Source organism: Streptococcus sp. 1F3 (assembly GCF_054968985.1).
In genome coordinates this window covers 1-15,814 of the sequence record NZ_JBUEQR010000104.1, presented here as the reverse complement: position 1 = coordinate 15,814, position 15,814 = coordinate 1, and the positions used below count along the sequence as shown (strand labels likewise).

General features: G+C 40.0%; 15 protein-coding genes. 3 read left to right on the top strand and 12 right to left on the bottom strand.

The window, feature by feature from the left end; all coding sequences use genetic code 11:
* Positions 1-157 precede the first annotated feature (157 nt).
* The 8 genes from ACVPON_RS09165 to ACVPON_RS09130 form a co-directional block, all read right to left on the bottom strand.
* Positions 158-1,111, bottom strand: coding sequence for an ABC transporter permease (locus tag ACVPON_RS09165; protein ID WP_462878325.1), 954 nt, complete (start codon positions 1,109-1,111; stop codon positions 158-160).
* A 1-nt stretch (position 1,112) separates the two neighbouring features.
* Positions 1,113-2,174, bottom strand: coding sequence for an ABC transporter permease (locus tag ACVPON_RS09160; RefSeq protein WP_462878324.1), 1,062 nt, complete (start codon positions 2,172-2,174; stop codon positions 1,113-1,115).
* On the bottom strand, positions 2,167-3,702 hold the full coding sequence (locus ACVPON_RS09155) for an ABC transporter ATP-binding protein (protein ID WP_462878323.1): 1,536 nt from the start codon (positions 3,700-3,702) through the stop codon (positions 2,167-2,169). The genes ACVPON_RS09160 and ACVPON_RS09155 overlap by 8 nt, the downstream gene beginning before the upstream one ends.
* A gap of 138 nt (positions 3,703-3,840) precedes the next feature.
* Positions 3,841-4,911 (bottom strand): BMP family lipoprotein, encoded by a 1,071-nt coding sequence (locus tag ACVPON_RS09150; protein WP_462878322.1) that lies wholly within the window; start codon positions 4,909-4,911, stop codon positions 3,841-3,843.
* 80 nt (positions 4,912-4,991) lie between these two features.
* Positions 4,992-5,381, bottom strand: a complete 390-nt coding sequence (locus ACVPON_RS09145; RefSeq protein ID WP_462878321.1) for a cytidine deaminase — start codon at positions 5,379-5,381, stop codon at positions 4,992-4,994.
* Entirely contained in the window at positions 5,368-6,030 is a 663-nt protein-coding gene (deoC, locus tag ACVPON_RS09140; protein WP_462878320.1) for a deoxyribose-phosphate aldolase, read from the bottom strand. Before deoC ends, ACVPON_RS09145 begins: the two co-directional genes overlap by 14 nt.
* Positions 6,031-6,045: 15 nt before the next feature.
* Positions 6,046-7,323 carry a pyrimidine-nucleoside phosphorylase gene (locus tag ACVPON_RS09135; RefSeq protein ID WP_462878319.1) on the bottom strand — a complete coding sequence of 426 codons (1,278 nt, stop codon included), beginning with the start codon at positions 7,321-7,323 and terminating at the stop codon, positions 6,046-6,048.
* Positions 7,320-7,910: a class I SAM-dependent methyltransferase gene (locus ACVPON_RS09130; RefSeq protein WP_462878326.1), complete on the bottom strand. Its 591-nt coding sequence runs from the start codon at positions 7,908-7,910 to the stop codon at positions 7,320-7,322. The genes ACVPON_RS09135 and ACVPON_RS09130 overlap by 4 nt, the downstream gene beginning before the upstream one ends.
* Before the next feature lie 234 nt (positions 7,911-8,144).
* Between ACVPON_RS09130 and coaA the strand changes: the two genes are divergently transcribed.
* From coaA to ACVPON_RS09115, 3 genes are read left to right on the top strand one after another with little or no spacing between them, the layout of a single operon-like run.
* Positions 8,145-9,065: a type I pantothenate kinase gene (coaA, locus tag ACVPON_RS09125; protein ID WP_462878318.1), complete on the top strand. Its 921-nt coding sequence runs from the start codon at positions 8,145-8,147 to the stop codon at positions 9,063-9,065.
* Between the two features lie 57 nt (positions 9,066-9,122).
* Positions 9,123-9,371 carry a 30S ribosomal protein S20 gene (gene rpsT, locus ACVPON_RS09120; protein WP_012027069.1) on the top strand — a complete coding sequence of 83 codons (249 nt, stop codon included), beginning with the start codon at positions 9,123-9,125 and terminating at the stop codon, positions 9,369-9,371.
* A 50-nt stretch (positions 9,372-9,421) separates the two neighbouring features.
* Positions 9,422-9,931 carry a DNA topology modulation protein gene (locus tag ACVPON_RS09115; protein WP_462878317.1) on the top strand — a complete coding sequence of 170 codons (510 nt, stop codon included), beginning with the start codon at positions 9,422-9,424 and terminating at the stop codon, positions 9,929-9,931.
* Between the two features lie 36 nt (positions 9,932-9,967).
* On the opposite strand, the gene ACVPON_RS09110 is transcribed toward ACVPON_RS09115, so the two are convergent.
* The 4 genes from ACVPON_RS09110 to ACVPON_RS09095 all read right to left on the bottom strand — a co-directional run bounded on the left by ACVPON_RS09110 (position 9,968) and on the right by ACVPON_RS09095 (position 15,678).
* On the bottom strand, positions 9,968-11,734 hold the full coding sequence (locus tag ACVPON_RS09110; RefSeq protein WP_462878316.1) for a flavocytochrome c: 1,767 nt from the start codon (positions 11,732-11,734) through the stop codon (positions 9,968-9,970).
* 299 nt (positions 11,735-12,033) lie between these two features.
* On the bottom strand, positions 12,034-13,254 hold the full coding sequence (locus ACVPON_RS09105; RefSeq protein WP_462878315.1) for a transglutaminase domain-containing protein: 1,221 nt from the start codon (positions 13,252-13,254) through the stop codon (positions 12,034-12,036).
* Between the two features lie 368 nt (positions 13,255-13,622).
* Entirely contained in the window at positions 13,623-15,014 is a 1,392-nt protein-coding gene (locus tag ACVPON_RS09100; protein WP_462878314.1) for a sensor histidine kinase, read from the bottom strand.
* Positions 15,004-15,678, bottom strand: coding sequence for a response regulator transcription factor (locus ACVPON_RS09095; RefSeq protein WP_462878313.1), 675 nt, complete (start codon positions 15,676-15,678; stop codon positions 15,004-15,006). The genes ACVPON_RS09100 and ACVPON_RS09095 overlap by 11 nt, the downstream gene beginning before the upstream one ends.
* Between the last annotated feature and the right edge of the window lie 136 nt (positions 15,679-15,814).

Here is a 15,814-nt window from a genome sequence, read left to right as displayed (position 1 = left end):
CCGGAGCTAAATCCAATTGAAACTGCGTGGGCAAACTTAAAGAAGGCAATCATAGAATTATTACCACGATTCAAATCTATAAATGAATCATTGCGCTACTATTTTAAAACTTAATCACTATAAAAAATGGAATTGAGCAAAATGCTCAACTCCATTTTTATTTAGACTTAATGTAGTTAATACCGTCTGCCTTTGGTGCAACTGCTTTTCCAAAGAAAGCTGCTAGAGCTACTACAGTAATCAGGTAAGGGGCAATCTGCAAATACACAGTAGGTATTTGAGAAAGACCAGGAAGTTGGGCACCAATCACTGCCAAACTTTGAGATAAGCCAAAGAAGAGGCTAGCTAACATGGCACCGATTGGGTTCCATTTACCGAAAATCACAGCTGCTAAGGCGATGAAACCAGAACCGACAATCGTCGTGGCTGAGAAATTGATATTCACCGTTTGGGCACTCACTGCGCCCCCAACTCCACCGAGGAAACCTGCGATAAGGACACCGGCATAGCGCATTGCATACACATTGATTCCCAAAGTATCAGCTGCTTGTGGATGTTCGCCAACTGAACGAAGACGCAGACCAAATTTGGTCTTATAGAGAATGAACCAAGATACAAAAGCCATGGCGATGGCGACATAGCCCATCAAACTCGTATTTTTAAAGAATAAATCACCAATTACTGGAATCTTTTCCAGCAGTGGAAATGAAAACTTACCAAATGATTGCGGAATACTATCTGTCTGTCCTTTATGGTAGAGAACCTTTATAAGAAAGACTGATAAGGCTGGCGCTAGTAGATTCAACACCGTTCCTGATACCACATGGTCTGCCCGAAAATGGATCGTTGCCGTTGCGTGGATAATAGAAAATACTAATCCTGCTACTCCTCCAACTAAGACTGCCAAAAGTGGGGTGGTCTTACCAAAGGTACTTGCAAATTCAATATTAAAGACAACACCAGCAAACGCCCCGATGACCATAATTCCTTCTAGTCCTACATTGACAATACCGGCACGTTCAGAGAACACTCCTCCTAGACTGGTAAAAATAAGAGGAGCAGAGTAAATCAACATCTGCGAAATAAGTAAGGTTAAGATTGTTAGATTCATCCTAGTTCACTCCTTTCGCTTTTTTTCTACGTTTTAGCAGTTGTTCAAAAATAAATTTAACACCGACAAAGAAGATAATGGAAGCAGTCACCACATTGATTAATTCTGGTGGAATCTGGGCCTTTACCATACCAGGTGCTCCAATGGACAAGGTGCCAAATAGAAAGGCTGCAAATGGAATCCCTAGGGGGGAATTTGAAGCTAGTAGAGCTACGGACATCCCATTAAAACCAATATCCAGATTACCGCCTTGAGTATAAACATTCTGGAAGGTTCCAAGCCCCTGAATAGCACCACCGATACCTGCTAAAGCACCAGAGATAATCATCGAAAGAATAATGGTCCGTTTTGCAGACATCCCTGCATAATCAGATGCTGTCGGATTGAGACCAACAGACCGAATCTCAAAACCAAGCGTTGTCTTAGTCAATAAGAACCAGATAACAAGCACTGCAATAATGGCAAAGAAGATTCCAATGTTGATCCTAGAATTTGCTGTCATATTTGTCAGCCAATCCAAACGATAAGAAGCATTGGCAGAGATATTGATACTTGAGTCTTTATTCTTCATCAAATCAGCTGCAAAGACATTGCGGATAATATAATTACTGGTATAAAGCAAGATATAATTCATCATGATGGTCACAATCACCTCACTCGTTCCCAGATAGGCACGTAAAATCCCAGGAATAGCTCCAGCAAGACCTCCTGCAACCATCGCAACTAGAATCGTTGCTAGGATTAACAAAGGTCGTGGTAAATCTGGATTTACTAGGGCAAACCAACCCGCAAAGACCCAACCTACAAGAGCCTGTCCTGAAAGTCCAACATTAAAAAATCCGGCACGACTTGCCACTGCAAATCCTAGAGCTGTAAACATGAGCGGAGCCATCGCTGCAAAAATTTCCCCGATTGATTTTACAGAGCCAAAGGCAGAGTAAAATAATTCATCATAGCCCGCAATAGGATCATAGCCAAACATCAGCATGATGATGGCTCCTAATAGTAAACCTGACACAACCGCAAGCAGAGGGAGGGTTATATTTTGTAACTTCTTAGGCATTTGCTTCCTCCTTTTCCAGTTTTCCACCAGCCATTAAGAATCCCAATTCTTGTTTGTTCGTCTTAGCCGGATCAACAATCCCATGAATAACACCATCGTGAATAACTGCAATCCGATCAGAAACATCTAAAATTTCGTCCAATTCAAAGCTGACCACAAGAACAGCTTTTCCTTTATCGCGCTCTGCAATGAGACGTTTACGGATATACTCAATCGCTCCAACATCAAGACCACGTGTGGGCTGACTAACAATCAATAAATCAGGATTGCGGTCAATTTCCCGTGCGATAATGGCTTTTTGTTGGTTGCCTCCTGAAAGAGCCTTTACGGGCACCAACTCACTAGCACCACGAACATCAAATTCTGCCATCAGTTCTCGAGCGTTTTTGTTCATTGTGTCGTAGTTCAAGATACCATTTTTAGAAATGGGTTCCTTGTAATAGGTCTGCAAAGCAATGTTTTCAGCAACTGTCATCTGTAAGACCAAACCGTCACGATGACGGTCTTCAGGTACATGACTGACATTCATCTCTGTGATTTTCCGAGGTGATTTTCCGACCACTTCTGTGCCTTTTATCAAAATTTGACCAGATTTTACCTTACGAAGTCCTGTAATGGCTTGAATAAGCTCACTCTGACCGTTTCCATCAATCCCTGCAATACCGACAATTTCTCCTGCACGGACATCAAGGGATAAGCCTTTCACAGCAGGAATCCCTCTATTTTCATGGACAACTAGATCCTTGATTGATAAAACGACCTCTTTGGGATTAGCTGTAACTTTTTCTGTTTTAAAAGATACAGAACGCCCAACCATCCACTCCGCCAAGTCTTCATTACTTGCGCCAGCGACTTCGACTGTTTCAATGGATTTTCCACGACGGATAACAGTTACACTATCTGCAACAGCTCGGATTTCGTCTAACTTATGAGTAATGAGAATAATTGATTTTCCTTCTTGAACGAGCGTTTTCATAATTTTTAAAAGCTCTGTGATTTCTGCTGGAGTTAAGACTGCTGTCGGTTCATCAAAAATCAATAAATCTGCTCCACGGTAAAGGGTTTTAAGAATCTCTACCCGTTGCTGGGCACCAACTGAAATGTCTGCAACCTTGGCAGTTGGATCAACCTCCAAACCATATTTAGTTGACAATTCTTGAATATCTTTGACTGCCTGCTTAATGTCTATCACACCAGCCTTGGTCGTTTCACTTCCTAAAATAATATTTTCAGCAACCGTAAAAGCATCCACAAGCATGAAATGTTGGTGCACCATGCCAATTCCCAAATGCGCGGCCTTGGACGGAGAATCAATTGTTACAACCTGACCATTTATCGTAATTTCTCCACTTGTCGGCTCTAAGAGACCTGCAAGCATATTCATCAATGTAGACTTACCTGCTCCATTTTCTCCTAAAAGGGCATGAATCTCTCCACGTCTGACATTTAAATTGATATGATCATTTGCTACAAAATCACCAAAAATCTTCGTGATTTCTCGCATCTCAATGACATAATCTTTTGTCATAATCTTCTTCCTTTCGGATTATATTTTTGTCAGTAAAACCTACCAAAATATGGATTGATAAGCTTTAATAACCTCATATAATCTCAACTCCTAAAACGGCGACCGAGTCAGGTCGCCGTTTCGGATGAACATCTATTATTATTTTTTCTTAGGTGCTTCTGGGACTTCTACTTTTTTATCCAAGATATCTTTTTTAGCAGCTGCTACTGCTTCTGAAGCATCGCTTGAAAGATTTGTTTCTGCCAAGTCTACTCCTTTATCAGCAAGTGAGAATGTGATGATTTCACCACCAGGAAACTCACCTTTTAGAGCTTTATTCGCAATATCCTTTACAGAAGTACCTACCTCTTTAAGAGTAGAGGCCAATACAAAGTTTGAATCTTTACCATCTTTAGAAGTGTATTTACCTTCTGCTGATTGGTCACGGTCTACACCAATTACCCAAACCTTATCAGCTTCGTTACGTGTTTCATTTTCTGCTTTTGCTGCAGCAAAGACACCATTACCAGTACCACCTGAAGCATGGAAGATTACATCTGCACCAGCAGCATATTGTGCAGCTGCTAATGTTTGACCTTTTGCTGCATCTGCAAATGACCCTGCATAGTCAACCGTTACTTTAATATCTTTATTAACGGATTTTACACCTGCTACGAAACCTGCTTCAAAGCGGTCGATAATCACAGATTCCATACCACCGATAAAGCCTACATGGTTTGTTTTTGTTGATTTAGCAGCAGCTACACCAGCAAGATAAGATGCTTCATGGTCTGCAAAACCAACGCTAGCTACATTGTCTTGGTCTTTGACAACACTGTCAACAATAACATAGTTTGTATCAGGATTATTCGGTGCTACTTCTGCAATCGCATTTTCCAAAGCAAAACCAATCCCAAATACAAGGTTATAACCACCTGAAACAGCTGAGTCAAGGTTCGTTACATAATCGGATTCGCTACCGGATTGGAAGTAAGTATAGCCTTGGTCTTTTTTAAGACCATTTTCATCTCCCCATGCTGTCAACCCTTCCCAAGCTGATTGGTTAAAGGAACGGTCATCCACACCACCAACATCGGTAACAACTGCTGCTTTTACTGCTGAAGCATCACCGTTTGAAGTTGAATCGTTCTTAGCTGCACGATTTCCACAAGCAGCAAGTGCTACAGTTGCAAGAGTTGCAACACCTAAACCAATAAGTTTTTTGTTCATTTCTGAACCCTCCTAAAAATTCTTTGTGCAACCTTCGTTGCAAAATGGATATAGTACAGTCAAACGACTGCCTTACAGATTTATGTCAAATCTGTAAAAGAATACGGAAGTAACTCCCTGACTGTCATCTCGACTGTCGACTTATCTTTAGCAACTAATGTCACTATTAAATCCTGATCAAAAAATTCTGCCATAACTTGGCGACAGGCTCCGCACGGTGAAATGGGTTTTTCTGTTTCACCATAAACGATTAACTCTGAAAACTCCAAACTTCCTTCTGAAACAGCCTTGAAAATCGCTGTTCGCTCACCGCAATTGGTCAAGCCAAAGCTAGCATTTTCAATGTTAACCCCTGTAAAAATCTGACCATCTTTTGCAACTAATACAGCACCGATAGGAAAGTGGGAATAGGGAACGTAGGCTTTTTTACTAACTTCAATAGACAGGTCAATTAAATCAGTAGTCGCCATCTGCCGTTTCTCCCTTCATAATCGCTACACCAGAAGAAGCCCCAATCCGAGTCGCTCCTGCTGCAATAAAGGCCTTAGCATCTCCGTATGAGCGAGCTCCGCCTGATGCCTTCACTCCCATATCTGGTCCAACTGTTTTTCGCATTAAGGCTACATCTTCTACCGTAGCCCCACCAGTTGAAAAGCCTGTTGAGGTTTTGACAAAATCAGCTCCTGCTTCTTGTGACAATTGACAGGCTCTTACTTTTTCTTCATCTGTCAAGAGGCAGGTTTCAATAATCACTTTGACTAACTTATCACCACTTGCTTCGACAACTGCCTGGATATCCTTCAAGACTGTATCGTAATCTCCTGATTTAAGAGCTCCTACGTTGATGACCATGTCAATCTCATCTGCACCATTGATAATAGCGTCCCTAGTTTCAAACGCCTTAACTGCCGACGTACTTGCTCCTAGAGGAAAGCCAATCACCGTACAAACTTTCACATCTGTCCCTTTCAATTCCTGAGCTGAAAGAGCTACCCAAGTTGGATTGACACAGACACTTGCAAAGTCATATTCTTTTGCTTCTCCAAGAATTGCTAGGACTTGATCTTTTGTAGCTTCTGGTTTAAGTAGGGTATGGTCGATATATTTATTTAATTTCATGTTTTTCTCCGTACATTATGAAACAATTTCTATTATTTCTTTCGTCTTTACACTCGCATTTCCTATTTTAACATTTTTTTGGAAATTTGTAAGCATATTTTCTGAGATATTTTCATTAGCAAAAACAGTTGCGATTTCTTGACCAGCTTCAACCGCGTCTCCAACCTTTTTATGAAAGACAATTCCTGCTTCATAATCAAGCGAATCCGTTTTGACTGCTCGTCCCGCACCTAGCTTCATGGCAAATAAGCCAAATTCCAAGGCAGGCAAAGCTGTAATATAGCCGCTCTCTTGAGCCAAAACTGGTACTTGATGGGCTACACGGACTGGGCGATATAAGTCTTCTAGTTGACCTCCTTGAGCCAGCACCATTTCTTCAAACTTTTGAAGGGCCGAACCATTCAAAAGATGCGCCCGAACCTCCTCCACTGTCTTTTCAACATCAGCAAGCCCTAGCATGATTTGTGCCAATTCACAAATAAATTCAGTTACGTCCTTACGTCCCTTCCCTTGTAAAATATCCAAGGCTTCTAGAATTTCAAGGCGATTCCCAATACTTGTGCCAACCGGCTGTGACATGTCTGTAATCACTGCGACTGTCTTTCTGCCGACGGCTTTCCCAAGTTTAACCATGGTTTGAGCTAATTGGCGGGCATCCTCTATATTTTTCATAAAGGCTCCTTCGCCAACCGTCACATCTAGTAAAATTGCATCCGCTCCAGCAGCAATTTTCTTAGACATGACAGAGCTTGCAATCAATGGAATAATGTCAACGGTTGCTGTCACATCTCGAAGAGCATAGAGCAACTTATCTGCCTTAACCATATTATCAGATTGACCGATGACCGCTATACCGATATCTTGTACTTGTTTGATAAATTGGTCTTGCGTCAGTTCAATCTGGTAGCCTTTAATGGCTTCCAATTTATCTAAGGTTCCACCTGTATGACCTAAACCACGACCACTCATTTTGGCAACTGGGACACCAAAGCTCGCAACTAGCGGGGCCAAAATCAAGGTCACCTTATCACCGACACCCCCAGTGGAGTGCTTATCTACTTTTATACCTGAAATTGCTGAAAGGTCAATTTCTTCACCGCTAGCGACCATTGCCATCGTCAAATCTGAGATTTCCTTAGTTGACATCCCTCTAAAGTAGATTGCCATAGCAAATGCGGCCATCTGATAATCTGGAACACTACCACTAGCATACCCACTAATGAGCCAATTTATTTCATCTGTCGTGAGTTCCTGACCATCTCGCTTTTTCTGAATTAAGTCGACCGTCCTCATTCTTTCACACTTTCTAAAATATAATATCCCTTATCTTTTTTTAAGATCGTACAATTTCCAAAAACCTCTTCCATTTTAGCCTTAGCACTTGGCGCACCTTGCTTTTTCTGAATCACAATGGTGAATCGTCCTAAGGCTTCCAAATAGTCGTAAGCACCTTGAATAATGGCATGGACAACTGCCTTACCAGCTCGAATGGGGGGATTTGAAATCACATAGTCAAAGGTCCCTGATACTTCTTCGTAAATATTCGATTGGAAAATGGTGGCTTGTACTTTATTTTTCGCAGCATTTTGAATCGCTAAATCAACCGCCCGACTGTTAATATCAACCATGGTGGGCAAAACTCCAAAAGCTCTCCCCAAAGTCAAACCAAGTGGGCCATATCCACAGCCCACATCTAATAATCTCTTTCCCTCGTCCAACTCTACGGTATTCAAGAGCACCTGACTGCCGTAGTCTACCATCTTCTTACTGAACACTCCTGCATCCGTTAAAAAGAACATCTCTTGACCTAGCAGAGTGACACGAAGCTCATGAAGATCATGAGCCACACTAGGATTTTTTTCGTAATACATATCTGCCATACCGCTATTATACCATTTAAGAAAAACGTTTACAAGAGATTGCCCTGCAAGGATTTTTATTCCCCACACGCTCATCATATTGCCCATCTGACTTGTCAACTGCTTTCCTACACCACTACAATAAGGATAGCGTTTGAAACACTTCGTTTGCTATTTATTTTATCTACATTCGAATTTATTTTGAGGTGTCCTCAATCATTTTACAGTTGTAAAAAATCGTGCTACAATGAGGCTATGAAGAATGAACTGATTAACTTTGAAAAAATTAGCCGCCAAACCTGGCAACAATTACATCGAAATACCACTGTCCCTCTCACAGAAGAAGAGCTTAATTCCATCAAAAGTTTCAATGATACAATTAGCCTCCAAGATGTATTGGATGTCTACCTACCACTCATCAACCTGATTCGAATTTATAAGAAAGCAAGTGAAGATCTCTCTTTTTCTAAAAGTCTCTTTTTACAGAAGAAAATCAAGTCCCAGCCCTTTATCATCGGAATCTCTGGTAGTGTAGCTGTCGGAAAATCCACTACTAGTAGGCTCTTGCAGATTTTACTGACCAGAACCTTTAAACATGCCAAAGTAGAAATGGTGACTACAGATGGCTTTCTCTATCCCAACGCCCTTCTAAAAGAAAAAAATCTCCTCGATCGAAAAGGCTTCCCTGAATCCTACGATATGGAATTACTCCTTGACTTTCTGAACACTATCGAAAACGGTCATGATTTCCAAATCCCTATTTATTCCCATGAAGTCTATGATATTTTACCAGACCAGTACCAGACCATTTCTACACCTGATATTCTCATTGTTGAGGGAATCAATATTTTTCAGAATCCTCAAAACCAACATCTCTATGTCAGTGATTATTTTGATTTGTCCATCTATGTTGATGCGGCAGTTGAAAACATTGAAAACTGGTATTTGGAACGCTTTAAAAAATTATTGAAATTAGCTGAAAGCAATCCTAACAATTACTATCATCGCTTTTTAGAAATGACAGAGAAGGAAATTTCCACATTTGCCCATAGTATCTGGGAAAGCATCAATCTAGTCAACTTGAAAGACTATATTGAGCCAACCCGCCATCGGGCAGATATCATTCTTCATAAAGCAAAAAATCATGAAATTGATGAAATTTATTTGAAAAAGTGATTTCCTCTTGTCAAAATCTATTTTTTCAGATATAATAGTATAGTTAGTATAGAAAAGGTGGAGGTGAAACCATTGGCAAACATTAAGTCAGCTATCAAACGTGCTGAATTGAACGTAAAACAAAACGAAAAAAACTCAGCTCAAAAATCAGCTATGCGTACTGCAATCAAAGCATTTGAAGCAAACCCTTCTGAGGAGCTTTTCCGCGCTGCTAGCTCAGCTATCGATAAAGCAGAAACAAAAGGTTTGATTCACAAAAACAAAGCAAGTCGCGATAAAGCACGTCTTGCATCAAAACTCGCTTAAAAAAAGAGCCATTCGGCTTCTTTTTTTGTATGAAGTTGTAAAGGAGTGATATGAAAATTGCAATCATTGGCTATAGTGCTTCTGGCAAATCTACCTTAGCTACCTATCTTGGTAAGCATTACCAGATTCCCTATCTACATCTAGATACAATTCGCCTGCTTCCCCATTGGCAAAAACGACCAGACAAGGAGATGAAAGCCTTGTTGGAAACCTTTTTACAAAAAGAAGACTGGATTATTGAAGGAAATTATCGTTCTTTTTGCTACCAAGAGCGAATGGAACAGGCTGATCAGATTATCTTGATGCAGTTCTCACGTTGGAATTGCTTGTTTCGTGCTTTTAAACGCTATCTCAGATATGCCGGCAGGGTCAGAGAGAGCATGGCTAGTGGCTGTATGGAAAAATTAGATTGGGCATTTATCTACTGGATCCTAAAAAAAGGCCGTTCTCCAGAAATCCAACAACATTACAGAACACTCTGTCATACCTACACCGATAAGGTTACCATCCTCCATAACCAAAAAGAATTGGACATATTTATGAATACTATAAAAGGCTAAGTTTTATCTCTTAGCCTTTCTTGTATACATTGTATCTTATTTCATTGCCCCAACTTGCTGACCAGCAATGCGTCCATAAGTAATAATATCTGTAATGGCATTACCACCTAGACGATTTTTCCCTTGGATAACACCTGTCAATTCGCCTGCTGCATAAAGCCCAGGAATAACTTTTCCACTTTCATCCAAGACCTCTGTCTTTTCATTGATGACTAGTCCACCCATGGTGTGGTGTACTGATGGTGCCGCTTTTTCAATATAGTAAGGACCTTTTTCAAGAGATACCAAACCTCCACGGTGATTGAAATCTTTATCTTTTCCATCTTTTGCATAAGCATTGACTTTTTCAATCGTTTCTTTCAAGGTATCTACATCAATATCAAAGAATTTAGCTGCTTCTTCAATGGTATCTGCCTTGACCAACAATTTTTCACGAATCAATTCATCATACTCTGCCTTGTGGGCTTCTTTGGTCTTGGAAATAGCATCAATATCATCATTCCAGATTTGATAAGCATAACCACCTGTTTGAGCAAGGATAGCCTTAGAAATCACATCACGGCGTTCCAATTCTTCTACGAAACGTTGCCCTTCTTGATTGACCAAAATAGCTCCATCAAAGCGAGTGTCTGCCAGCAAGGAAATCATACCTGTTTTAGGATTGGCAATCGGATAGGTCTGAATACTTTCCATATTAGTAAGAGCCGCCCCTACTTCTTGAGCCATCACAATTCCATCTCCTGTCGTACCAACAGAATCTGTAGAATGATAACGTTCGTCATATTCCTTATTGTACTGTTTACGCATTTCAACATTTGAACCAAATCCACCGGTTGTCAAGATGACAGCATCTTTAGCATTGAATGTCAATTCTCGCTTGTCTTTATCTGTCGCAGTAACACCAACGATTTTTCCGCTATCATCTTTCATCAATTTTTCAGCTTTGACATTCAAGAAGACTGGAATTTTCAACTCGTCAGCTTTCATTTTTAATTTAGAAATCAATTCAGCACCAGTATGTCCAACCGGAATTAAGGCACGTTTGTAAGTGTGACCACCAAACTGGAATAATTGGTCTGGTAAAAATTCAACCTTGATATCATCACGAAGCCACTCAGCTGATTCTAATGCCTTTTCAGCCATCAAGCGAACCATCTTAGGATCTCCTACGTTATCGCCACCTTTCATAGTGTCTTGATAGTAGACCTCTACCGAGTCACCTTCGATACCTAATTTCTTTTGCACCCAGTTACCTGGTGCATTCATCTCACCACCAGAAAGGAGGGTATTTCCACCAATGGCAGGAAGTTTTTCAAGAATCGCTACTTTTTTACCTGCTTCTGCTGCTTCAATCGCTGCACTAAAGCCTGCTCCTCCAGAACCAACAACGACTACATCAAAGCTTTGCTCTGCAGGGATTTGATCCTTTTCTTTTGCCTGTTTTGATTTTTTAGCTGCTACGAGGGTGATGCCTGATTTTTCAACTGCATCTTTTACCGCATTGAGGTAGCCCTCACTTGTTGCAGAAGCACCTGATACCGCTTCAACATCTGCTGAGTTTTGAGCGATAATCATATCCTGTAACTCTTCGTAAACAGGCTCAGACAAGACCTTGTTTTCGTCCTGTTCTAAAACATCAATCTTTGTGATAGCACCCTCTGTAATCGTAACAGCTACCTTGATGTCACCATGCTTTCCGCTACCAACACCCTCAAATGTTCCACTTTGTTTGGCAGCTGAACAGCCAAACATCAGCAATACTGCAACAAAACTGAGCAGTACAAGCTTCCAACTTCTTCTCATTTTTATCTCCTTTTCTTCTATTGTGATTCAATAGATATAAAATAATATGTGCTTTAAATCACAGACCTATTTTAGCACAAAAATAAAATAATGCAACCGTTATCATGACTTTTTTCTCATTATGAGTAAAGTCAGAAAATTGCTATTTTTCAGTCTTGATTGATCACCTAGAAAGACCTATAGAATGATGTTTTGTTAAGCCTAAAAAAGCCTCATCTTAATAGGTGAGAGCATTTTTTAGTTTGGTAGTCAGGATAAATTTTTAGGACAAGTATTGTCCATCTGACAGATTGAATATCTTAATGCCATTCTGTTACTTCAAAAGTATAGGTTTGTTCACTATAGACATATTGATAGCTGCCTACCTCTCCTAAGGCTTGAAAAATGGCATTATTTTCTGCAGCTGCCAGTGCAAGCATTTGTTGCATAGCTTCTCCATTTGCAAATTGGATAAAAATTTTATCCGCTCCCTGTAATCTTTGCTCAGTGATGGATTGTAAAATAGCTCCCTCATCAAAATTCGTGAAATAAACTCCTTTTTGAACATAATAGTTCAATGAGTTATCAGTACAAACAGGATAGGTCAAGTTCTGGGCTTGACTCGAACGATCAATCACCCAATACTTGAGCAATTCTTTATCAGCCACCCTGCTTCTTTCTAACATTTCATCTGGAACACATAAGTAATCGTAGGAAATATCTGTATAAACTCCTCCACCCATCGCTTGATCAAAGACAGGGTCTCCCCAGGTTGTGTCAACACCGTAATATTGTCCATTGATATTGACCAAATTCCAAGCATGACCAATCTCTCCCTCAGAACCACTCTTAGCAATTCCTGCTACATAGATACAGTCAATCCCTGCTTTTTTGCACAAGTACTGAAAGGTTCGGCTATAACCTGCACATACTGATTTTTTGTCTAATAAAACACTGGTGATGCCCTGACTTCTCCAATTGAGACGCCTGCTTTTGAAGGCTTCTATATCGTATTCGGTTTGCTTAATAATCACTTCATAAAAATACTTGACCTTTTCATAATCTGACCCAGTCGGTGCTTGTTCTAATATGCTAGTTATCTGTTCTTCCATTTGAGCATTCACGGAGGATAGATCACTCGGATAAAATGGTTCTTCCAAATCAGAGAAATCAATCCCATTCTCCATCGCTTCCTCATCTGTTAACCAATAAAATTCCGGATAATCATTAGCAACAGACAAATAAACGCGGATATAGTTCTCCTCATTAGCAGAATCTATATCAATAACCTGTGTCCGCTTTTTCAGCCCATTTACAAATTGCAGGTAAAGACGGCGTTCCCTGCTGGTGGTCAATTGTTGATAGTAAAAATTTTTTTGAACTTCTTCTTTTAAGTCTGCCAGTTCAGCCTCAAGTTGCTTTTTTTCTATAGAGACCTCTCTTTGAAAAGCATCCAAAGTATTATTGGATTTTGGTAGTGAGCAAGCTGATAGCACAGCTACTGATAGTAACGTTAATAGACTAACAGAAACTCTTTTCATAATGGCACTCCATATATTCTTTTTTATTTAAACATATCATCATTCAGATGATTTGTCAATCCGTATAAAAAACTAGATTAGGAGATGTTCCTAATCTAGTATAGAAAATAGAGAAGCGATAGACTTTCATACTTAGAACCTATATTTAGTTCATACTCTTTGAAAATCTCTTCAAAGCTCGTCAGCATCGCCTTGCTGTACGCTACCATGCTCACCTGCTTTTGCAAGCTCTATTTCTCACCTGCTATAGTCTATAGGACTATAATAGCAGCAGACTTCGGCGAGCTTTCTCCTTTGCTTTTTGATTTTCTTTGACTATCACCACTTCCAGCTAATATATAAAGCATTTCACCTGTGAATACAGGTTCTTACTTAGGCAAACGCACTTCAAAAATGGTTCCTTTTGGCTGATTATCCTGAACGATAATTGTGCCATGTAAGGTTTCAATAATTTGTTTAGCAAGAGAAAGACCAAGCCCAAAACCACCCTTTTGACGGGTTCTTGCCTTGTCGACACGATAAAAACGATCAAAAATTTTCTTTTTATTTTCAGGACTAATCCCAAGACCATTGTCTGCAACTTTGATGATGAGGAAGCGATCTTTAATCAAGATATCCATCCAGATATGCCCACCATCGTCAGAATACTTCATGGCATTGTCTACTAAAATGGTCATCAGCTGCTTTAGTAAGGTTTTATCTGTATGAATAACTTCTTTGACCTGATTGTTACTCTCCAAGAATTTTCCATTTTCTTCAGCTATAATGCTATAGTTAGCTAAGGTTTCATCAAAGAAGGCTGGTTGAACAGCTACTATTTCAGGTTTTAAGCCATCATCACGGCGAGCGAGGTTTAATAAATTGGTCGTTAACAGTCGCATATTGCGCACCTCTGCAAGACTTGAGGCAATATTCTCACTGCTATCCATGATCGTTGATTCTGGGTGTCTGAATAGACTTTCCAGACGGTTTTGCAGAACGGTGAGAGGCGTTCGCAATTCATGACTAGCATTTTCCACGAACTCTTTCTGCCTTTGAAAGCTAGCTAGAATGGGACGCATGCTGACATTTGAAAGATAGATACTGGCTACAATCGAAATCAACCAAAAGCCTATCATGACAAACATCACCGTTGATTCATACGATGCAATAGAAGACTTGATTTGGCTCGTGTTAAAAAGAATCGTTGCATATTTAAGGTCTAAGCCTGTGTAAGCTGAAACAGCGTTGGTCGGCAAGGCAAGAGTCATACATCGATAGTACTCCGTCTCATTAAAAGGAGTTATCACAGCACATTCCGTGATTGTATCTAAGGATTCCTTATCAACTTGTAGATCCGCTAGACCAGAGAAATAATCCACTTGGTTGAGACGATTGCCTTTACTATCGTAGAGTATCACATGGTAATTGGCATTGAGCCTAATTTTAGAAGTAGGATAAAAGAGCTTGTATTTCTTTTCGGCATCAGCTGCTCCATCGCTCTCAACTTCCTTATTATTGTCTTGATCTGCATTGGTATTTTTTTCCCAGACAATTTCTGCCTCAGGAGATAAACCGCGAGCCCTTGCAAATTCCATCATCATCTCTGGATTATCTGCAATCGCCTTAAAATTTTCATCTGAACTCTGGTACATGGTGGAGCGCATTAACTGAAAAATAATGACCGTCATCAAACTAAAAATAAGAGTAAAAACAGCAAAATAACGGATAAAATAGGCAAAATTATCCGTATGGTAGAGTTTGCGAAACCTAAGCAGCATTTTTCAAGATATACCCGACACTTCTGATGGTTTGCAACTGCTCGCCAAAGGTCGTCCCTTTCAATTTTTTTCTAATTTTGGAGACATAAACTTCCACAACTGAAATCGTTGTATCACTATCAAAGCCCCAAATCCGATCAAAAATTTGTGTCTTAGGGAGAATGACATTTTGATTCTGTAAGAAATAAACGAGCAGGTCAAATTCCTTTCCAAGTAGCTCTACCTCAGTCCCATTGACCGTCGTTGCATTGGTTGAAAGATCAACAGATACATCTCCAAAGGTCAGAATATTTTCGTTGAATCTACCCGAACGTTTCAAGAGGGCTTGAATCCGCATCTTTAATTCCTCTAGATAAAAAGGCTTGGTCAAATAGTCATCAGCTCCTAATTCAAAGCCATGTCCCTTATCATCCAGACTTTCCTTAGCTGTCGTAATCAAGACGGGCGTTGTAACTCCCTTTTCTCTTAGCTCCTTGAGAACTTGAAAACCATCTTTTTCTGGTAGCATCAAATCGAGCAGGATAAGGTCATACACACCCGATTCAGCTTCATACAAGCCCTCATCGCCATCAAAAACCTGCATAACATCTGCAAAATCATCTAAAAAGTCAAATACTGAATTTGACAAACTTAAATCATCTTCGACCAATAATATCTTAATCATTCTCATCTCTCCTATATTTTTTCATTATATCATGAAATGATGGTATCGTCATTTCACGGCTCTATAATTTCTGTAGTGGGTAAATCCACTGTAGAGATTATGGAGCCTTTTTGAGTATAGAAAAAAAGTCCCATAT